We start from the raw sequence: 18,976 nt of genomic DNA on the forward strand, positions 1-18,976 counted from the left end.
CACTATCGCCCGCCGCGTGGCATCATCGCCAGCCGGATCAGGGCGCGTTCCACCAGTGGCATTGCCGGGGCACGGGTGGAGCTGCGCAATTGCAGGTCCGTGTCCAGCAGGTGATGGACGGCGTCCTCCAGATTGCGCATGCCCCAGCTTTGCACCTGCCGCGCCATCCGGTCGCGACGGGGGCCGAATACGGGCGGGCGCAGGCGGGACAGACCGGCCTGCGGGCCGCCCGGGTCTGTGCTGGCGGCGTGGAGCGCACGGAAATGACGCAGCGCCGCAATGCAGATGGTGACAGGCGCGATGCCTTGTCCCTCGATCCGGCGCATGATCTTGCCGAAGCGGTCGGCGTTGCCTTCAGCGACCACGTCGATCAATTCATCGACTTCGGCGTCAATGGTGCTGGGGGCCATCAGCGCAACTTCCGCTGGTGTCAGTGGGGCGGCGTCGCCGAATTTATACAACGCGATTTTCTCGACCGTTTGCCGGAAATCGCCGGGATCGAGGGCGCGGGACAGGGTCATCAGATCGCGCATGGCATCGCGGGCGACATCCCTTAGCCCGGCATCATTCAGCCAGCGGGTGATCTCTTCTTCTCCGGGCGGGTCGTTATAGATCGGCGCGGTTACGGCGCTGGCGTGTTTCTCGAACAGTTTTCGCAGTGCGGAGGATTTGGCGAGGCCGGAACCCGTCACGACGATGACAGCATCGCCATGCGCCCATTCCTCAAGTGCTGCGGCGACGGCGGGGGCGGCTGCGTCGGGTGTGTCCTCGACCAGAACAACCCGCTGGCCCGGGAAGAAACCGACCGCCTTGACCGCGTCGAGAAGCTGCGCGGCATCCTTTCGCAGATCGCCCCCGGCGATTCGGGTCAGGCGCATCTCTTCATCCGCATTGGGTCCGGTCAGCGCCGCAACCGCTTCGGCGCGTTTCAGCGCGACGCGCATAGCGTCCTGCCCGTAAATCAACAGCGCCGGCCGGGTCGGGTCAGGTTTTGCCAGATAGCGACCGATCTCCGCGCCCTTGACGATCATGGCGCGCGCGGACCGTTGGCCAGCAATCGGGTGACGATCTGATCGGCGAGCATGATCATCAGCCGCTCATGCGCGTCACGCTCTGCCGAGGTTGTCGCAATCGTGGTGCCGGTTGCGGAGTAGGAGGTGAAGCTGGAGACGCTGCCCTGCGTGACCGTCGCCCCTGTCGCGATATCGGTCAGGACGAAATCAACGGTGCCGTTCAGCGAATACCGCGTCGTGACCTCGTCAGGTGTAATTCCCTGCCCGACAATGGCCGTGGTCAGCCGGTAATCCAGCGCAAAGGCGGCGGCGTTTTCCGGGCCAAGCCGTTCCGTCAGCCGCCGGTTCAGCGCGAAGCTGTCGACATCGTCCGGCACCGGAAGTGCGACGCGTCCATGCAGTGCGGTGCCGCTGCCGCCCGGGCCGTAGGCCGGCGTCAGTGCGCAGGCTGTCAGCAGCAGAAGCGCGCCGCCGATCAGGCCGCGACGGGTCAGGCGGTCAGGCCACGACATTGACGATCCGCCCCGGCACGACGATCAGCTTCTTGGGCGCCGCCCCGTCGAGGAATTTCTGCACCGTCTCATCGGCGAGGACGAGCGATTCGATCTCTTCCTTGGGCATATCCTTGGCAACGCTGATCTCCGCCCGGCGTTTGCCGTTGATCTGGATCGGCAGCGTTACCGTGTCATCGACCAGCATCGCCGGGTCAGCCTCGGGCCAGCCTGCGTCCACGACCATGCCGGTGCCGCCCGATTTTGCCCAGATCTCCTCGGCCAGATGCGGCACCATCGGGGCCAGAAGCTGGGCCATGATCCGCAATGCCCGTTGCCGCGCCTCACCCCCTGCCTTCGATTTACCGATGGCGTTGGCGAGTTCGTAGAGCTTCGCGACCGCCTTGTTGAACGCAAAGCTTTCGATGGATTTCGTGACATCGGCAATGGCCCGGTGCGCGGCACGGGTCAGCTCCGGGTCATCCCCGCCATCTGGTGCGTCATCCGCCAGCCGCCAGACGCGGGACAGGAATTTGAACGCGGCCTCGGCCCCGGCAGAGGTCCATTCCACATCCCGCTCGGGCGGCGAATCGGACAGCATGAACCAGCGGGCGGTATCGGCGCCGAAATTCGCGACGATATTCACCGGGTCGACGACGTTCTTCTTGGATTTGGACATCTTGGCCGAAGGGATTATTTCAACCGCCGTGCCGTCGGACAGCTTTCCGTCGGTCACATCCTCAGGCAGATGATAGACCGACCGACCCTTGGCGTCGCGGGTCATGTAGATCTCATGCGTGACCATACCCTGCGTGAACAGCGCGTCGAACGGCTCGGAGGCGCGTTCGGGCAGGTGGCCGGTCTTGACCATGGCGCGGGCGAAGAAGCGGGAATAGAGCAGATGCAGGATCGCATGTTCGATCCCGCCGATATACTGGTCCACATTCATCCAGTAATCCGCATCGGCCCGGTCGGTCGGCGTGGCCGCGTGGGGCGAGGTGAAGCGGGCATAATACCAGGACGAATCGACGAAGGTGTCCATTGTGTCGGTTTCACGGGTCGCTTCGCCGCCGCATCGCGGGCAGGTCGCCTGACGCCATGTCGGATGGCGGTCGAGCGGATTCCCGGGCTGGTCGAAGCTGACATCCTGCGGCAGCAGCACCGGCAGATTTTCCTTCGCCTCGGGCACGGTGCCGCATTTCGCGCAATGCACGACCGGGATCGGGCAGCCCCAATAGCGCTGCCGCGAGATGCCCCAGTCACGGAGCCGGTATTTCGTGACGCCCTCGCCGTAACCCTGTTCCTCGGCATGGGCGATGGCGGCGATCACGGCATCCTCGCCGGTCTGTTCCGGCCGGCCCGAGAAGCCGCGCACATAGGATACGGTTTCGGATTTCAGCGGCACATAGGGTGCTTTCGCCACCATCGCATCGGCAGCGGCGAGGTCCATGCCCTCCTCACCGAAGGTTGCGCGAATCGGCAGGCCGTATTTGGTGGCGAATTCGTGGTCGCGCTCGTCATGGGCCGGAGAGCCGAAAATCGCGCCGGTGCCGTAATCCATCAGCACGAAATTTGCGATCCAGATGGGCAGTTTCCATTCCGGATCAAGCGGATGGGTAACGGTCAGCCCGGTGTCGAAGCCCATTTTCGGGGCCGTTTCAATGGCTTCTTCGGTGGTGCCGATGCGGCGGCATTCCTCGATGAAGGCAGCGATTTCGGGTGAGTTTCCGGCCAGGTACTTGACCATCGGATGATCGGGCGACAGCGCCACGAAGCTCGCCCCCATCAGCGTGTCGGGGCGGGTGGTGTAGACCTCGATACTGTCAAAGCCTTCCGGCGCGTCTACGGTGTGGAACCGGAACTGCAGGCCGCGCGACTTGCCGATCCAGTTCTGCTGCATCAGCCGGACCTTTTCCGGCCAGCCTTCCAGGCCGTCAATCGCCGAGAGCAGCTCCTCGGAGTAATCCGAGATTCGGAAGAACCACTGCGTCAGTTCCTTGCGCTCGACCGGCGCACCCGAGCGCCAGCCCTTGCCGTCGATGACCTGTTCATTCGCCAGCACGGTCATGTCGACCGGATCCCAGTTCACCTGCGCCGATTTGCGGGTGATCAGCCCGGCGTCGAGGAAATCGAGGAACAGCGCCTGTTGCTGCGCGACATAATCGTCGTCGCAGGTGGCGAATTCGCGGCTCCAGTCAATCGAAAGACCCAGCGGCTTCAACTGGTCGCGCATTGTCGCGATATTGCCATAGGTCCAGTTGCGCGGATGGCCGCCCTGTTCCATTGCGGCGTTTTCTGCGGGCATCCCGAATGCGTCCCAGCCCATCGGATGCAGCACGGAAAACCCCTGTGCGCGTTTGAACCGCGCCACCACGTCGCCCATCGTGTAGTTGCGGACATGACCCATATGGATGCGCCCCGAAGGATAGGGGAACATCTCCAATACGTAATATTTGGGCCGCTCGTCCCGCACAGCCTTGAAGCTGTCGGCATCGGCCCAAGCCTGCTGCCAATGCGGCTCGCTGGTGGCGGGATTATAGGACATGGGGCCTCCGGGCGTTATTCTGCCCGCAGGGTTTAGCCTCTGGCCGCGGTCTGGTCCAGCCGGGGCTTAAAGACGACCGTCAGCGATGCGCATCTGACGGGCACGGGTCAGAATCGCGTCTTCGACCGCGCGCACCGTGCCGGGGGCGACAGCCGTGCCGCCGGGTCCCTGAAGCGACAATTTCAGCGAGCGCGCGTCAAGCGCCGGATCGGTGATGTGAATCGTGGCGCGATAGCTGCGACCGCCGCCCGGAGGGGTGCCGTAACCCGTGACGATCACCCCGGTAAACGGATCGACCGATTGGATCGGCAGGAAGTTCAGCACGTCGAGGCTGGCGTTCCACAGGTATTTGTTGACCGCAACGGCGTCGTTCGGGTTTTGCCGATTCGAAAACAGGTCCCAGATCGTCGTCTCGGGTTCCTCGACCTCCGGCTGCTGCGGTGCCTGATTCCCGCCCCCGAATATGCCGCCGCCGCCGCAGGCCGTCAGAGTCATCGTCAGTGCAATCGTCGCGGCTGAGCGGAGAGCGAAACGGGTCATGACAGAGTCCTTGTATTACAGCCTTAAAACGGTCTTGCTGCTCATTAGCGCGGAACGGGCAGGGCGGACAAGCTTTTCCCATAATTGACCGGGTTGGCGCATAAAAAGCCGGGTGAAACCGGGTGTGACCAATAAGCACCACAAAAAGCTCAATCCGGCAGAGTTCAGGCGTTTTCATTGCATTGCAAAGTCGAAAGCGCGACATATGGCCCATACCCAAAGGCACTGGCCGTTGGGGCCAACACCGAGAGACAAGAGGGAAATTACTATGAAAAAGGTTCTGTTTGCGACCACCGCGCTCGTCATGACCGCTGGCGTCGCCGCCGCTGACGTGACCATTTCCGGTTACGGCCGTGCCGCAGTTGACTATCAGGACAACCGCGATCAGGAAGCCACCATCGAAACCCGCGTTCGTATGAACTTCGACGCTTCGACCACCACCGACCAAGGCGTCGACTTCGGTGCTCGTATCCGTATGCAGTACGACGATGGCAGCTCGAACTCGACCCTGTCGCCGGCCTACATCTACGTCACCTCGGGCGGCTTCGAAGTGTCCGTCGGTAACGTCGGCACCGCTTACGACTCCGCTGGCCTGATCTACGAATCGGAAGTCGGCCTGATCTCGCGCTCCTTCGGCAACTCGATGGGCGACTTCTACGCCTTCGACACCAATGGCTACGGCGACGAAGAAAACCGCATGGGCTTCGCTGTCAAATACAGCGCTGGTGGCTTCACCGGTCGCCTGTCCTATGTCGACCCTGACCAGACCGTCAGCGGTGATCAGCAGGGCAAAGAGGAAGAGCTCAGCGTCGCCATCGACTACGAATGGAACGACCTGGCACTGTCCGCCGCTGCTGTTCAGAACGGCGCTGGCATTGACGGCAACGACCAGCAGTTCGTCGGCGCTTACTACACCATGGCCGGCACCTCGAACGGCGTTGGTCTGAACTGGGTCAACAACGGCGACGACGCTACCGGCGACACCATCGTTCTGTACGGTGACTACGAAGTTGCACCGATGACCACGCTGAGCGCCTACATCGCCAACAACGACGGCGACATGGCCAAAGAAACCGACAACGCGTTCGGCGTTGGCGTGAAATACGACCTGGGCGGCGCGATCGTCGCTGGCTCGATCGAGCGTGGCTACCAGGAAGAAATCCGCTCCGACATGGGCATCAAGTTCAACTTCTGATCTGAAGTCGGACAATCTTCTGGAAGAGCGGGCCTTGCGCCCGCTCTTTTCTTTTGGGAATTACCGTTCATGGGTTTGGACGACATAAAGCGCCGCATTTATGCGGCAGAGGCGGCTGCGGGCCGGGCGAAAGGCTCGGTCGAGCTGATTGCGGTCAGCAAGGTGCAACCGGCAGAACGCGTCGAGGCAGTGCTTGCTGAGGGGCAGCGCATTTTTGGCGAGAATTATGTGCAGGAAGCGCAAGCCAAGTGGCCGGAATGGCGCTCGCGGTTCGATGGTGTGAAACTGCATATGATCGGGCCGCTGCAATCCAACAAGGCCAAGCTCGCGGTAGGCATGTTCGATGCCATCCATACGCTTGATCGAATGTCGCTGGCGCGGAAACTCGCCACCGCCATTGAGACGCTGGATCGCGCGGCGGACCTTTTCGTACAGGTGAATACCGGGGACGAGCCGCAAAAAGCTGGCATCCTTCCCGAGGAGCTTTCAGGCTTTCTGGAGCAGGTCCGGGCGCTCAACCTGAAACCTCAGGGTCTGATGTGCATCCCCCCCGAATCGGAAGATCCCGTCCCGCATTTCCGCATGCTGAAAAAACTGGCGGAAGCTGAAGGGCTTGAAAAACTCTCGATGGGGATGAGCGCGGATTTCGAAACTGCCATCGCTGAAGGCGCGACCCATATCCGTGTCGGTAGCGCCATTTTTGGCGCACGGGATTATTCCGCCAAGCATTGAACCTCAGATCCGGGTTTTTGGGCTGGCGCTGCGAATGCGTTGATATTTCGGGATTGAAGAGGGAATGATCAGCCGCGTTCCCGGCGGCGCATTTGCGGCAAGCCAGATCAGGTCGCACCGACTCATGGCGATACAGCCAGCTGTCACAAATCCGGGACGCCGCCATTGATGAAGAAAGATCGCAGAACCTCTGCCGGGTTTTGCATCCGGCCAGTTCCAGTTCGTCGTCAGGATGATGTCATAGAGCGGATCAGGCCGACGCAATACCTCATGGCTGGCAGCGAAAGGCTTGCAGACATGGGTGTTATAGTCATCATGACCGCTCTCGTCGCACCAAAGGTCATTGGGTCCGATGGCTCGCGCCCAGGCAGCAGGGCGTGGCAGCCGGTCGGGGCGATACCAGCACTCTGCAATCTGGTGGATGCCGGCTGGCGTCGCCCCGTCACCCTCGCGCTTTCTGTTGGTCACCCCGCCACGGCCGATGCTACATGGAATTATCCGGCCCAGAACGCGCAACCCCTGCGGGGTCAGGACGATATCGCCCGGCTTCACAAGATATGCCCCGATTTGGCGGCCTTCGTCGCCAGATAGGCGCGGTTGAAACGGTTGGTCGGCAGAACCAGAGGCACCCGTTCCACCACCTCGATCCCGTGCGTGGCGAGCATCGTGACCTTGCGCGGGTTGTTGGTCATCAACCGGACCCGTGAAAATCCCATTTCCCGCAGCAGCCCGGCACCGATGCGAAAATCGCGTTCGTCATCTTCAAAACCCAGTCGGTGATTGGCTTCAACGGTGTCGAACCCCTGATTTTGCAGCGCATAAGCCCGCATCTTGTTGGCCAGCCCGATCCCCCGCCCTTCCTGATTGAGGTAGAGCAGCACGCCCTCGCCAACTTCTCCCATCCGTGCCAATGCGGTGTGAAGCTGCGGGCCGCAATCGCATTTCAGGCTGCCGAGAACATCGCCGGTGAAACAGGCCGAATGCAGCCGGACCAGTGGCGCGCTGTCACGGGGCGGATCACCGATCTCGACCGCGTAATGCTCAGCCGCGCCATCTTTGGGCCGGAAGATATGCAGCCGGGATCTCTCCGACGATTCCAGCGGCAACCTCGCTGCGGCGACAGGATACATGACCGATTCGGCGGCGAGCGTCTCAAGCAGGGGCGACGCACTCAGCCGCGCCAACTCTGCCGGGGCCTCGGCCCGGACCATCACCACGGCGGGCAGAAGCTGGGCAGATTTCGCAAGTGCAATCGCGGCCATATGCGCCGTGGTATCGCCGCCGCGCAGCGGATGGAACGGGCCCTTCATCGGCGTCATCAGATCGCTTGACGGATCGGCGACGGCCCGCAGCCAGCCGAGGTCCATCCCGGCAGGTGCCTCGATCCGCGCCAGATCGCCGTCATAGATCTGGATCTTCAGGGTCTCCGCCCGCCGTGCCGTGATCGCGACGACGATGCTGCCCATCTCGCGCAGCGCGGTCAGCCGCTCGGGCCGCAGGGTCTCGATGGCCGCCACCAGCCAGCCATCAATACCGACCGCGAGCCCCATGCGCAGATCGGCGCGGGCGCGGGAAATCCGTTCGGAAAGGGTCGGCAGCAGGCTCATCTTGAAACAAACTGAAACATTTCTCGCCCCCGTGACAACAGCACGTGAGGATTTCGCAACATCGCTGGACGCAGCGTCCTTCGCAAGTCAGCTTCATGCGTGACAAAGCCAAAGGAGGCAAGAGTATGGCCGGACTGAAAAAGATTCTGTTGGTAGATGACGAAGAGGACCTGCGCGAAGCGCTGGCCGAACAGATGGTCGCGACCGAAGAATTCGACGTGTTCGAGGCAGGTACGGGCGCGGAAGCGGTCGAGAAATGCAAGGGCGCGATTTTCGATCTCGTCGTGCTGGATGTCGGCCTGCCCGACACCGATGGCCGCGAGCTGTGCAAGCGGCTGCGCAAGCAGGGCGTCAAATGCCCCATCGTCATGCTGACCGGGCATGATACCGACGCCGATACGATCCTCGGCCTTGACAGCGGCGCGAATGATTACATTACCAAGCCGTTCAAATTCCCGGTGCTTCTGGCGCGCCTGCGGGCGCAGCTTCGGACCCATGAGCAATCGGAAGATGCGATCTTCCAGCTTGGACCGTATACATTCAAACCCGCGATGAAGATGCTCATCGACGAGAAGGAGCGGAAGATCCGCCTGACGGAGAAAGAGACGAATATCCTCAAATATCTCTATCGCGCACAGGATGACGTCGTGGCCCGCGACGTGCTGCTGCATGAGGTCTGGGGTTATAACGCCGGTGTGACCACGCACACGCTGGAAACCCATATCTACCGCCTGCGCCAGAAGATCGAGCCGGATCCCTCCAATGCGCGGCTTCTGGTCACCGAAAGCGGCGGATACCGGCTGGTCGCGTAAGCGTGAGGGCGGGGCGGGAACCCGTCGCAGTCGACGGCGTTTTTACTCCGAAGCCCAGTGGTTCGGGGATACGGCCACGCCCTCAACGTCTCTGACAGCCCCGGCGAAAGCCGGGGTTCTTTTTTAACACGACTTGAAAACAATCAGCCTGACGGGTCAGGCGCGCTCTTTGGCTTTCACGGCGACAGGCGCATTCAGGTTGTCGCCAGGCAGGCTCAGATGCTGCACCAGTGCTTTACGATTCTTGAGATGCCGCGCAACCATCTGCCGACAGCGCGGGCCGCGGGCGATTGTCGCCGCCGGGATGGCTGTATCCTGCAGATCAAGTTCGGGAAAAATCGTCCGGATTTCATCCAGCGCATCGCCGCTGAGCGTTTTAAGCGCTTCCTGCCCTAACAGCAGGGTTTCCGCCATAGCGCCATTTGCCGTGACAATCTGATGATCGTCGCACAGGAAATGCCAGTATTCGACAGGATGCTCGTCCTCAATCACCGAGACGCCGTCCAGCGGCAGCAATTGTTTTGCTGAGACCAGAACGACATTCTCGCCAAAGACACGGTGAACGATCGTCGATGAAACCAGCATCCGATGCTGTGGCGAAACGATGAGATCGGTCGCAGGCACCCCCGACCCAAGCGCGTCCTTGCGGATCAGGATGGGACGTAGCTTTGGCTGCTTCGCCAGATCGGCAGATGTCAGACGACGGCGCCCGATCCAGCGGATTGGCTGCAAACCACTATGCAGCGTACGCACCAGATCACCTTTGCGCAGGGTTTCTACGGGGCGTTCTCCCGCGTCAGTCCCGATCAATGTGCCGCGGGTGAAGCAGACGACCTTCGTAAGGCTGACGTCATCGACGACGACATCTCTTTTGTCGGTAGCACTGACGTTGCCTGAGATGGTGATCCTGATCTTGGTAATGCCGGCAGGGATCGTGATTTGTCCCGCAGCGCTGGTGTCTGCTGCATAGGGCTTGCTTGGAGGATTATTATTTGAATATTGCGTACCTGTCGTGTCTGAGCCGCTCCCCGAAAGCAGCACGACCGGAGGGGTCGTCGAACCGGCATCTGGGACAGTTATGATTTCATACGAAATATTGGCAGAGCCGCCGCTTACTTCGTTAACCGCCAATCCGTAAAGGAAGCTGAAATCGTAAGTCTTCCCTGGCTTGACCTCAATTTCCTGCCAGATTGACCCACCACCAGTATTGCCGGCTATGTCAAAGACGGCAACCTTTGGGTTGTTATAGTAGCTCGTGTTTCCGTCGTAATTCCAGCCTGACAGAAGGCTGTTAAAATTTGGATTTACGACCAGATTGGGCGGCGGCATCGTTACTATACCTACTAACCAAAGCGATCCGAAGATCGTTACGCGAACAACGGGGAATGCGGGCCGGTGCTTGGCCTTCTGCCGCAATCTCCAAGCGCCGGAACTTTACAAATTTAGGGGTTTTGAGTCCATAAAATAAGGCGATTATCCCGTCTCGACACCTCAAGACGGAAGATGGGAGCTATTTTCTTTGATTATCAGAAGGATATGTGGCGGGTGATCTTGGAGCCCACGACTGCCGTGCATCAAATGGATACGCTGCACCTGGTATTTGGCTAGCCCAATGGTCGGGTTCGGACCCAACCTGTCAAAAAACCCCGGCCTAAGCCGGGGTTTCGGATCGGGCCGGTTCAGGCGATTTTCCTGAGCTCCGCTTTCACAGGCTGGTTCATATTGTCCCAACGAGTGCCGATCTGCGGTATCAGACATTTCTCATGTTTCAGATGCCGCGCAATCATCTTGCGGCAACGTCGGCCGTCTGCGATCTCTGCTGCGGGCACCGCGACGTCGTTTGAGGAATGCTCAGGGAAAATGGCGTTGATTTCTTCCAGCGACTCGCCGCTCATCGTTTTCAGCGCCTCTGGCCCCAGCAGCAGTGTCTCGGTCAGCGCACCATTGGCTTTGACGATCTGATGGTCGTCGCACAGAAAATGCCAGTACTCGACCGGCGCGTCATCCTCGACCACGGAAACACCATCGATCGGCAGAAGCTTGCAGGCAGGGACGAGAACCTGATTTTCGCCGAAAACCCGGTGAACGATCTCGGATGAAACCAGCATGCGATGCTGCGGCGAAACCACAAGATCGTTCCGGGGCGAACCCGGACCAAGCGCATCCTTCCGGATCAGGATCGGTCGCAGCTTGGGGTTCTTGCGAAGCGCCGCGCGGTTCAGCTTCTTATGACCAATCCAGCGGATCGGCTGCAGCCCGTTGCCGAGCGTTTTGACCAGATCGCCAGCCTGCAGGGTCTCGACAGCGCGCTCACCCGTATCGGTTTCGATCAGCGCGCCGCGGGAAAAACACACGACCGATCCAAATGCAACCTTGCCCAAGACGGCGTCTTGCCGGTTGGTGTCCATAGCACGGAGGTAAATTTTAACCCTGACCTTGGTAACGCCGGCGGGCATTGTAAAATTGTCGTGGATGAATACGTCGGCAGCCTGTCCAGTTGTGCCATTATAGCTTGGCCGGCTGTCGGACGCGGAACCAGTCTTATAGACCTCGGGTGGGGCCGAGGATCCGGGTTCCGGGACAGCGGTAATCTCCCATTTTATACTGACGGGCATAGTCTCATTGGCCGCTAAAACGCTTGATAGCCCGAAAAAGCAGCTGAAACCGTAAAGCTTACCTGGTCTGACATCTATGTCCTGCCAAACATATCCGCCGCCCGTTTTACTGCCCCCGTCGATGGTTACGGTGTTATAGCCCAAATTATGGGAGACATTTCCATCTGTCTGCCAGCCATTAAGTCCTTGATCGAACTCGGGATTCGTAATGAGATTATATACGGACATAATTTATTCAACCCGTCGTTAAAAATGAAATGAAAACAATGTCGTAGACAAGTAAGTCTCGCCGGACAGAATATGGACCAGCATGAGGTGCTACAATATTGGATGCACTTACAGGGTTTCGCGGCGGATTTTAATGGTGAACGTTGCTTTCACCTGCGGAAACGCGGTCAATTTCCCGCTATCAGGGCCGTTCAGGCGAAGAAATTCGTGGCAAATTAGGTAAATCGACGCAGGCGTCTGTGCGCGCGCAGAACAGTCTGAATTCCTGATCCATGCGCCTGGTGCGGGCCGATGCAGATCAGCCCGCGCCGGGACCGGGTCAGCCGATGGCCCGGTCCTTTGTTTCTGTCTTCACCATCAGCAGCGCCAGCGCGCCAAGCACCAGAAGCGCTGCGAAGACGCCGATGGCGAAGGCGAAGCCCTTGGCGAAGGCGAAGGTCAGCAGCGACGGCGCAAACAGCCCGCCCAGTCGCGCAACCGCCGAGGCCGTGCCCATGCCGGTGCCGCGCAGATTGGTCGGATAAAGCTCCGGCGTGAAGGCATACAAGGCCCCCCATGTTCCCAGCAGCGCAAAGCTCATCAGGATCAGCGAAAACGCGATCATGGCGGGGCTCAGCGACATGGTGAACAGGAAGCATCCGGCGGCGGAGGCGATCAGGAACCCCATCAGCGTGGCGCGCCGGCCCCATTTCTCCACCCCGTAAGCGGCCAGAGCGTAACCGGGGATCTGCGCCAATGCGAGGATCACAAGGAAGCCATAGCCGCGCACCCAGCCCATGCCCTCACCGGCCAGCCAGCCCGGCACCCAGATGAACACCCCGTAATAGGAAAGCGAGACAAGAAACCAGACCGCCATGATACCGATGGTCCGCGGCAGCAGGCTGTCCGACAGGATGGAGGTCGGCGCACCTTCCGGCGGCAGGGCAAGCGTCAGTTCCGTACCGCGCGGCAGCGTCTCGGCACCGTTGACGCTCAGCACGCGATTGACCACGCGCAATGCGTCCTCTTTGCGCCCGGTTTTCAGCAGATACATCGGCGATTCCGGCACCCAAAGGCGCAGGAAAATGCCGATCAGCGCGGGCAGGGCGGCGACAAGGAAAATCCAACGCCACGGTGCCGCCGCACCATTTACGCTGGCAATCCACGCCGTCAGCGCGACGACAATGGTGCCGATGGCCCAGAACCCTTCCAGAAACACCAGCCAGCGCCCCCGGTTTTTCGGCGGCAGGAACTCCGCCATCATCGCATAATCAACCGGCAGCGTGCCGCCGACCGCCACGCCGGTGAAGAAGCGCAGCGCGAGCAATATCGTGAAATCCCCCGCAAAGACGGAGGCGAGGCCGAAGACCGCATCGGCGGCGACGGTCAGCAGCAGCACGTTCCGCCGCCCGATCCGGTCCGCCACGCGGCCAAAGACGAAGGCACCGACGAACATGCCAAGAAAGAACAGCGTTCCGATCTGAAGCGCCACAGTACGTTCAATCCCGAATGTCGCGGCGACCGAGGGCGCGGCGAAGCCGACGGCGATCACCTGCATCGCATCTGCCGCCCAGACCAGCCCGAAAATTCCGAGAAGCCGTTTCTGGAAAGTTCCCGCGCCACCCCGTGCCAGCGCCTCGTCAATCGTCATTTTCATATTCTGTCCCCCGTTCACGGATGCGGTGTTGTAACTGCCTGAGTGCTATAGGCAAAGGTTTTAAAACGCCGCTCTCGACAGTCAGGGACGCTGTCGTTAGGGTCCGTGCGCTCACAGAAAGGCCGTCCATGTTCACCATCGCCACTTGGAATATCAATTCGGTCCGCCTGCGTGCCGGTCTGGTCGAACGCCTGCTGCGCGAGGAGGCACCGGATATTCTTTGCCTTCAGGAATGCAAATCCCCGGTCGATAAGATCCCGGTCGAGGGGTTTCGCGCGCTCGGCTATAACCACATGGTTGCCCGTGGTCAGAAGGGCTATAACGGCGTGGCCATTTTGTCGCGCCTGCCGCTGGAGGATGCCGGGGACCGCGACTATGCGAAGCTCGGCCATGCCCGCCATGTTGCGGCGCGGCTGGAAAACGGCGTGGTGATCCATAATTTTTATATTCCTGCGGGCGGCGATGTGCCGGACCGGGAGGTGAATGAGAAATTCGGCCAGAAACTCGATTTCCTGACCGAGATGCGCGATGTGTTTCACGACGAAAAGCCGCAGCGCTCGATCATGGTCGGCGATTTCAACATCGCCCCGCGAGAGGATGATGTCTGGTCGCATAAGCAGCTTCTCAAGGTTGTCAGCCACACCCCGATCGAGGTCGAACATCTTGGCGCGGCGCAGGACGCAGGCAAGCTGGTCGACATCACCCGCAAGGATATTCCCGAAGGTCAGCTTTACAGCTGGTGGTCCTATCGCAACCGGGATTGGGACGCGTCCGACCGTGGGCGGCGGCTCGATCATATCTGGGCGACGCCGGATATTGCCAATGCCGCTCACGGAAGCCGCATTCTGCGACCGCTCCGGGGCTGGGAGAAACCGTCGGATCATGTGCCGGTTTTTGCCAGCTTCGACCTGTAGCCACCCCTTTCGCGCAGGGGTGTCACGCCCCATATTGGCGTCAAACGAGAATTCGAGGTTCAAATGGCTGAAATGCTGATCGGAGAAAACACTGCGGCACCTGCGGCGGGGGATATCATCAAGGATGTGACCGAGGCCGACTTCATGAAAGAGGTCGTCGAGAAATCCCAGCAGGTCCCTGTGATCGTGGATTTCTGGGCGCCGTGGTGCGGTCCCTGCAAGACGCTCGGCCCCGCGCTTGAGGCGGAGGTGACGAAGGCCAAGGGCCGCGTCGTCATGGCCAAGGTCAATGTCGACGAAAACCAGATGATCGCCAGCCAGTTGCGCGTCCAGTCGATCCCGACCGTCTACGCATTCTGGCAGGGCCAGCCGGTCGATGCGTTTCAGGGCGCGCTGCCGCAAAGCGAGCTGAAGGCCTTTATCGACAAGCTCACCCAGTTGTCCGGCGACGATGGCGGTCTGGGCGAGGCGCTTGAAGCTGCCGAGGCGATGCTGGCCGAGGGCGCGCATGACGATGCCGCAGAGACCTTCGCCGCGATCATCGGTGAGGAGCAGGAAAACGCCGAAGCATGGGGCGGCCTCATCCGCGCCCGGCTCGCAGGCGGCGATGCCGATGCCGCTGCACAAGCGCTGGAGCAGGTGCCCGCCGCCATCACCTCCGCCGCGCCGGTGGAGGCCGCCCGCGCCCAGCTTCAATTGGCCCAGCAGGCCGCGACGGCAGGCCCCCTCGACGATCTGCGCGCGAAGGTAGAGGCCGATCCCGCCGATCAGCAGGCCCGCTTCGACTATGCAACCGCCCTGCATGCCGGAGGTCAGGTGGAGGAGGCCGTGGACCAGCTTCTCGAAAGCTTCCGCCGCGACCGCGAATGGAATGACAGCGCCGCAAAGGCCCAACTCATCACCATTTTCGACGCCCTGAAACCGACCGACCCGATTGCGCAAAAGGGCCGCCGCCGCCTGTCCAGCCTGATCTTCGCCTGATGCGGCGCGACTACGATCTGCCGACGACCCTGCCGCTTTTCGTCCTGCCGGGCGCGGTGCTGATGCCGCGCACCCGGCTGCCGCTGAATATTTTCGAGCCGCGCTATCTCCAGATGGTCGAGGACGCGCTGAAAACACCGGAACGGCTGATCGGCATGATCCAGCCGCTGGACGAATCCGGCGATGTGCTGGCGGAGATTGGCTCCGCCGGGCGGATCGTCGGGTTTTCGGAACAGGATGACGGGCGCTATCTGATCTCTCTCGGGCAGGTGTCGCGCTTCCGGCTGAACGAGGCGGAGCAGGGTTTTCACCCCTATCCCCTGGGTCAGGTTGACTGGGCTGGGTTCGAACTGGATGGCGGCGATGAAGAACAGGACCCCGACTGGCATCGCGACAATTTCCTCGCGCTGATGCGCCGCTACATGGACCGCCACGACCTGTCGACCGATTGGGAGGCCGCCGACGATGCCGAGGCGGAATTGCTGGTGAATTCCCTCGCAATGGCCCTGCCGCTGGAGGTTCAGGACAAGCAGGCGCTGCTCGAAACCCCGACCCTGCCGGAGCGGCGCGCGCTTCTGGAAGGGTTGCTGGAATATGAACTCCGCCAGAGCGAAAATGACGAGGTGATCCAATGACCGACGAAAACACCCAGCCCGACGCGCCCGGTTTCGACCGCCACATGCTTGAGGCTCTGGTCTGCCCGGTGACCCACACCACGCTGCATTACGACGCCGCCCGGCAGGAGCTGGTGTCGAAAGCCGCCGGTCTGGCCTTCCCGATCCGCGCCGGTATCCCGATCATGCTGGTGGACGAGGCGCGGCTGCTGAAGGCGGATTAAAACGTCGCGCGACCCCGTCGCTGATGTGTCCGCCAAGCTCTCCCGGTCGACCGCTTTTAGCTTAGCTCTGTCCTCGCAAATACTTCAGATTAACAGGGCAGATGGATGGCGCCCTAAAGCGCCTTCCCCGCCAAAAGCCTCGGCATCGGGTCGATATTCAGCCCCGCCGCCGTGCGCATGAACCGCCGCCGCAGCGCCGGGACGGCATTCACCGCCCCCATCCCCAGCCCGCGCATCCCGCGCAGCACCGGGTTGTCGTTGGAGAACAGACCGTTCACCCCATCCATCCCCAAGGCCAATGAGGTGGAATCGAACCGCCGCCAGCCCTGATAGCGGTCCAGCGTCGTCGCAAAGCCGATATCCTCGCCGTTGCGCGCCGCCTCGACGACGCATTCCGCCAGCGCCCCGACATCCCGCAGACCCAGATTGAGGCCTTGTCCGGCAATCGGATGCACGCCATGCGCCGCGTCCCCGATCAGCGCCACCCGCTCGGCAATATAGCTGTTCGCCAGCGTCAGGTTCAGCGGATAGGAAAAACGCGGCCCGGCCAGCGTCACCTTCCCGGTGATCGCTTCGATCTGCTGACCAAGCACGGAGAGGAAATCTTCATCCCCCAGCCCGCCAATCACCTGCGCCCGGTCCCGTTTCAGCGACCAGACAATCGATGACCGGTCCCCTTTCAGCGGCAGCACCGCCAGCGGCCCGGTCGGCAGAAAGATCTGATGCGCCGCGCCGTCATGCGGAATTTCCTGATCCAGCGCCGCGACCAGTGCGGTCTGCCCGTAATCATGGCCGCTCCGCCGTATCCCGGCCCGCTTGGCCACCCCGGACCTGCGGCCATCCGCGCCGACCAGCAACCGTGCCCGCAGGATGCGCCCGTCCGACAGGCTGACATCGATGCCGCCCGCATCGGCGGCCTCGCCCACCACCTGCGTTTCGGGAATATGGGTCAGCCGGTCCCGCATCGCGCCCAGCAAAGCGCGATAGAGGAACCGGTCCTCCAGCATCTGGCCCAGCACGCCCTCTTCGATCTCGTTTGCGTCAAAATACAACCCGAACGGCCCGATTTCGGTCCCTCGCCCCTGCCGGGCAATCACCTTGCGGATCGGCTGGGCGGTTTCTGCCAGCCCGTCACAGACGCCGATCCCGCCCAGCAACCTGACGGAGGCCAGCGCCAGCGCATAAGCCCGCCCGTCAAAGCTGTCATCGGCCCGCGCCCGTTCCGGGGCGGCATCGACAACGGCCACACGCAGCCCCGCGTCAGCAAGGGCAAGCCCAAGTGCCGGACCATTCAGCCCGCCCCCGGCAATCACGACATCATATTCGTTTCTCATGGCCCGAACCTACGCCCCGGGCCGCGCCGCGTCCATGCGGCAAAAGCGATGGACGGAACCGTTTACCCGCATTAGCCTTCCCTAAAGCGAAGGGGAGAGCGATGGACTGGCTGACCAAACCCGCAAGTGAACAGGGCCGCGCCATCATGGCCGGTCTGGTGTCGCCCGTCGATCTGGCGGAGGCTTATCTGTATGCGGCGGAAAAACACCCCGATGGCGATAAGATATATGCACGGCTGACGCCGGAACGCGCCCGCTCGCAGGCGATTGCGGCGCATGATCGCGCCAAGGCCGAACAGCGTCTCGGCCTGCTGGACGGGGTGCCGATAAGCTGGAAGGACAATGTCGACAGCGCAGGCGTCGCGACGGAGGATGGATCGGCGCTGCTGAAGGGCCGCGTCCCGGAACGCGACGCGGCTGTGCTGGAAAACGCGGATTTCGCCGGGCTGGTCTGTCTGGGCAAGACCCATATGACGGAACTCGCCTTCAGCGGGCTCGGCCTCAACCCGATGACCGCGACCCCGCCAAATGCGCTTGATCCGGCACTTGCGCCGGGCGGGTCAAGCTCCGGCTCTGCGGTATCGGTGGCGCTTGGTCTGGCGGCGGCGACCATCGGGTCGGACACTGGCGGCTCCATCCGCGCGCCTGCGGCTTGGAACGGGCTTGCCGGGTTCAAGCCGACGCCGGAGGCCGTGCCGTCGCGTGGCGTCCTGCCGCTTTGCCGTCAGTTCGACGTCGCGGGCCCGCTCGCCCGCAATATTGAGGACTGCGCCAACCTCTTTGCCGCGATTACCGCCTGCCGCACGCCCGATCTGACGGATGCCGACCGCATGTCCCTCAACCTGCTGGTCCTTGACGGCGTCCCCTTCGAAGATGCCCGCGATGCGCCCGTGGCCGCGTTTGAGGAAAGCGTCGAACGCCTAGCACGGGCAGGGGCCAGCATCAGCCGCGCCGCGCCGCCTTGCGTGGCGGAGGCGATGGCCCTGTCCCCGATCCTGTTCGCGCCGGAGGCATACGGCATCTGGCAGGCCCATATCGAGGCCGCGCCGGAGGCGATGTATCCCCCGATCCTCGCCCGGTTCCGTGCCGGTGCAGAGGTGTCCGGCCCGGATTACGTCGCCGGCTGGGAAACGCTTCGCCGTTTGCGCGCGATCTGGGCCGATACCGTGGCCGGCTTCGACGCCGTGATCCTGCCCACTGTGCCGATCCTGCCGCCGGATCGTGAGAGGCTGCTGGCAGATGCGGATTTCTTCGCCTCAGAGAACCTGCTGACGCTCAGAAATACCCGCATCGGCAACCTGCTGGGCCTGCCTGCCGCGACCCTCCCGACGGCGCGTCCCGCCTGCGGCATCATGGCAATGGGCGCGGCAAACGACGATCTGCGGCTGCTGCGCGTGGCAAAGGCAATGGAAACCGCGCTTTTGGCCTAGACTGACTGGACGGAACGCCACTGATTCTGTAACCTCACAGCATAACGGGGCGAGACGACCCCGAT

The 18,976-nt window shown here is 61.9% G+C and carries 18 protein-coding genes; 8 read left to right on the forward strand and 10 right to left on the reverse strand.

The window, feature by feature from the left end; all coding sequences use genetic code 11:
* Window positions 1-2: 2 nt before the first annotated feature.
* From holA to PAF12_RS15495, 4 genes are all read right to left on the reverse strand, one after another.
* On the reverse strand, window positions 3-1,031 hold the full coding sequence (holA, locus tag PAF12_RS15480) for a DNA polymerase III subunit delta (protein ID WP_271107913.1): 1,029 nt from the start codon (window positions 1,029-1,031) through the stop codon (window positions 3-5).
* Entirely contained in the window at window positions 1,028-1,525 is a 498-nt protein-coding gene (lptE, locus tag PAF12_RS15485; protein ID WP_271107914.1) for an LPS assembly lipoprotein LptE, read from the reverse strand. The genes holA and lptE overlap by 4 nt, the downstream gene beginning before the upstream one ends.
* Entirely contained in the window at window positions 1,512-4,049 is a 2,538-nt protein-coding gene (gene leuS / locus PAF12_RS15490) for a leucine--tRNA ligase (protein ID WP_271107915.1), read from the reverse strand. The genes lptE and leuS overlap by 14 nt, the downstream gene beginning before the upstream one ends.
* 66 nt (window positions 4,050-4,115) lie before the next feature.
* Window positions 4,116-4,589, reverse strand: coding sequence for a DUF3576 domain-containing protein (locus PAF12_RS15495; RefSeq protein ID WP_271107916.1), 474 nt, complete (start codon window positions 4,587-4,589; stop codon window positions 4,116-4,118).
* A gap of 268 nt (window positions 4,590-4,857) precedes the next feature.
* On the opposite strand from PAF12_RS15495, the gene PAF12_RS15500 reads away from it, so the two are divergent.
* Window positions 4,858-5,784, forward strand: a complete 927-nt coding sequence (locus PAF12_RS15500) for a porin (RefSeq protein WP_271107917.1) — start codon at window positions 4,858-4,860, stop codon at window positions 5,782-5,784.
* A gap of 69 nt (window positions 5,785-5,853) precedes the next feature.
* On the forward strand, window positions 5,854-6,516 hold the full coding sequence (locus tag PAF12_RS15505; RefSeq protein WP_271107918.1) for a YggS family pyridoxal phosphate-dependent enzyme: 663 nt from the start codon (window positions 5,854-5,856) through the stop codon (window positions 6,514-6,516).
* Window positions 6,517-6,519: 3 nt separating this feature from the next.
* Here the strand turns inward: PAF12_RS15505 and PAF12_RS15510 are convergent, their stop codons facing one another.
* Window positions 6,520-7,068: a L,D-transpeptidase gene (locus PAF12_RS15510; RefSeq protein ID WP_271107919.1), complete on the reverse strand. Its 549-nt coding sequence runs from the start codon at window positions 7,066-7,068 to the stop codon at window positions 6,520-6,522.
* Window positions 7,065-8,123 carry a GTP cyclohydrolase II gene (gene ribA / locus PAF12_RS15515; protein ID WP_271107920.1) on the reverse strand — a complete coding sequence of 353 codons (1,059 nt, stop codon included), beginning with the start codon at window positions 8,121-8,123 and terminating at the stop codon, window positions 7,065-7,067. Before ribA ends, PAF12_RS15510 begins: the two co-directional genes overlap by 4 nt.
* 125 nt (window positions 8,124-8,248) lie before the next feature.
* Here ribA and PAF12_RS15520 point away from each other — a divergent pair, with 125 nt between their 5' ends.
* Window positions 8,249-8,935 carry a response regulator transcription factor gene (locus PAF12_RS15520; RefSeq protein ID WP_271107921.1) on the forward strand — a complete coding sequence of 229 codons (687 nt, stop codon included), beginning with the start codon at window positions 8,249-8,251 and terminating at the stop codon, window positions 8,933-8,935.
* A gap of 156 nt (window positions 8,936-9,091) precedes the next feature.
* On the opposite strand, the gene PAF12_RS15525 is transcribed toward PAF12_RS15520, so the two are convergent.
* The 3 genes from PAF12_RS15525 to PAF12_RS15535 all read right to left on the reverse strand — a co-directional run bounded on the left by PAF12_RS15525 (window position 9,092) and on the right by PAF12_RS15535 (window position 13,414).
* Window positions 9,092-10,264 carry a Hint domain-containing protein gene (locus PAF12_RS15525; protein WP_271107922.1) on the reverse strand — a complete coding sequence of 391 codons (1,173 nt, stop codon included), beginning with the start codon at window positions 10,262-10,264 and terminating at the stop codon, window positions 9,092-9,094.
* Between the two features lie 350 nt (window positions 10,265-10,614).
* Window positions 10,615-11,778, reverse strand: a complete 1,164-nt coding sequence (locus PAF12_RS15530; protein WP_271107923.1) for a Hint domain-containing protein — start codon at window positions 11,776-11,778, stop codon at window positions 10,615-10,617.
* A gap of 319 nt (window positions 11,779-12,097) precedes the next feature.
* Complete coding sequence (locus PAF12_RS15535; protein ID WP_271107924.1) at window positions 12,098-13,414, reverse strand: MFS transporter; 1,317 nt, start codon at window positions 13,412-13,414, stop codon at window positions 12,098-12,100.
* A 128-nt stretch (window positions 13,415-13,542) separates the two neighbouring features.
* Here PAF12_RS15535 and PAF12_RS15540 point away from each other — a divergent pair, with 128 nt between their 5' ends.
* The 4 genes from PAF12_RS15540 to PAF12_RS15555 all read left to right on the forward strand — a co-directional run bounded on the left by PAF12_RS15540 (window position 13,543) and on the right by PAF12_RS15555 (window position 16,147).
* Window positions 13,543-14,328, forward strand: a complete 786-nt coding sequence (locus PAF12_RS15540; RefSeq protein WP_271107925.1) for an exodeoxyribonuclease III — start codon at window positions 13,543-13,545, stop codon at window positions 14,326-14,328.
* A gap of 63 nt (window positions 14,329-14,391) precedes the next feature.
* Window positions 14,392-15,309 carry a thioredoxin gene (trxA, locus tag PAF12_RS15545; RefSeq protein WP_271107926.1) on the forward strand — a complete coding sequence of 306 codons (918 nt, stop codon included), beginning with the start codon at window positions 14,392-14,394 and terminating at the stop codon, window positions 15,307-15,309.
* Entirely contained in the window at window positions 15,309-15,944 is a 636-nt protein-coding gene (locus PAF12_RS15550; RefSeq protein WP_271107927.1) for an LON peptidase substrate-binding domain-containing protein, read from the forward strand. The genes trxA and PAF12_RS15550 overlap by 1 nt, the downstream gene beginning before the upstream one ends.
* Complete coding sequence (locus tag PAF12_RS15555) at window positions 15,941-16,147, forward strand: Trm112 family protein (RefSeq protein ID WP_271107928.1); 207 nt, start codon at window positions 15,941-15,943, stop codon at window positions 16,145-16,147. Before PAF12_RS15550 ends, PAF12_RS15555 begins: the two co-directional genes overlap by 4 nt.
* 113 nt (window positions 16,148-16,260) lie before the next feature.
* Here PAF12_RS15555 and PAF12_RS15560 read toward each other — a convergent pair whose 3' ends face one another.
* Window positions 16,261-17,481: a UbiH/UbiF/VisC/COQ6 family ubiquinone biosynthesis hydroxylase gene (locus tag PAF12_RS15560; RefSeq protein ID WP_271107929.1), complete on the reverse strand. Its 1,221-nt coding sequence runs from the start codon at window positions 17,479-17,481 to the stop codon at window positions 16,261-16,263.
* A 101-nt stretch (window positions 17,482-17,582) separates the two neighbouring features.
* On the opposite strand from PAF12_RS15560, the gene PAF12_RS15565 reads away from it, so the two are divergent.
* Entirely contained in the window at window positions 17,583-18,911 is a 1,329-nt protein-coding gene (locus PAF12_RS15565) for an amidase (protein ID WP_271107930.1), read from the forward strand.
* Window positions 18,912-18,976 lie beyond the last annotated feature (65 nt).

The organism is Paracoccus sp. SCSIO 75233, from assembly GCF_027912675.1.
In the GTDB taxonomy this organism is placed as follows: Bacteria; Pseudomonadota; Alphaproteobacteria; order Rhodobacterales; family Rhodobacteraceae; genus Paracoccus.

What these genes read in the sequence shown, in the direction of transcription:
- holA (WP_271107913.1), bottom strand. Translation starts at nt 1,031, where the DNA reads ATGATCGTCAAGGGCGCGGAGATCGGTCGCTATCTGGCAAAACCTGAC.
- lptE (WP_271107914.1), bottom strand. Translation starts at nt 1,525, where the DNA reads ATGTCGTGGCCTGACCGCCTGACCCGTCGCGGCCTGATCGGCGGCGCG.
- leuS (WP_271107915.1), bottom strand. Translation starts at nt 4,049, where the DNA reads ATGTCCTATAATCCCGCCACCAGCGAGCCGCATTGGCAGCAGGCTTGG.
- PAF12_RS15495 (WP_271107916.1), bottom strand. Translation starts at nt 4,589, where the DNA reads ATGACCCGTTTCGCTCTCCGCTCAGCCGCGACGATTGCACTGACGATG.
- PAF12_RS15500 (WP_271107917.1), top strand. Translation starts at nt 4,858, where the DNA reads ATGAAAAAGGTTCTGTTTGCGACCACCGCGCTCGTCATGACCGCTGGC.
- PAF12_RS15505 (WP_271107918.1), top strand. Translation starts at nt 5,854, where the DNA reads ATGGGTTTGGACGACATAAAGCGCCGCATTTATGCGGCAGAGGCGGCT.
- ribA (WP_271107920.1), bottom strand. Translation starts at nt 8,123, where the DNA reads ATGAGCCTGCTGCCGACCCTTTCCGAACGGATTTCCCGCGCCCGCGCC.
- PAF12_RS15520 (WP_271107921.1), top strand. Translation starts at nt 8,249, where the DNA reads ATGGCCGGACTGAAAAAGATTCTGTTGGTAGATGACGAAGAGGACCTG.
- PAF12_RS15525 (WP_271107922.1), bottom strand. Translation starts at nt 10,264, where the DNA reads ATGCCGCCGCCCAATCTGGTCGTAAATCCAAATTTTAACAGCCTTCTG.
- PAF12_RS15530 (WP_271107923.1), bottom strand. Translation starts at nt 11,778, where the DNA reads ATGTCCGTATATAATCTCATTACGAATCCCGAGTTCGATCAAGGACTT.
- PAF12_RS15535 (WP_271107924.1), bottom strand. Translation starts at nt 13,414, where the DNA reads ATGAAAATGACGATTGACGAGGCGCTGGCACGGGGTGGCGCGGGAACT.
- PAF12_RS15540 (WP_271107925.1), top strand. Translation starts at nt 13,543, where the DNA reads ATGTTCACCATCGCCACTTGGAATATCAATTCGGTCCGCCTGCGTGCC.
- trxA (WP_271107926.1), top strand. Translation starts at nt 14,392, where the DNA reads ATGGCTGAAATGCTGATCGGAGAAAACACTGCGGCACCTGCGGCGGGG.
- PAF12_RS15550 (WP_271107927.1), top strand. Translation starts at nt 15,309, where the DNA reads ATGCGGCGCGACTACGATCTGCCGACGACCCTGCCGCTTTTCGTCCTG.
- PAF12_RS15555 (WP_271107928.1), top strand. Translation starts at nt 15,941, where the DNA reads ATGACCGACGAAAACACCCAGCCCGACGCGCCCGGTTTCGACCGCCAC.
- PAF12_RS15560 (WP_271107929.1), bottom strand. Translation starts at nt 17,481, where the DNA reads ATGAGAAACGAATATGATGTCGTGATTGCCGGGGGCGGGCTGAATGGT.
- PAF12_RS15565 (WP_271107930.1), top strand. Translation starts at nt 17,583, where the DNA reads ATGGACTGGCTGACCAAACCCGCAAGTGAACAGGGCCGCGCCATCATG.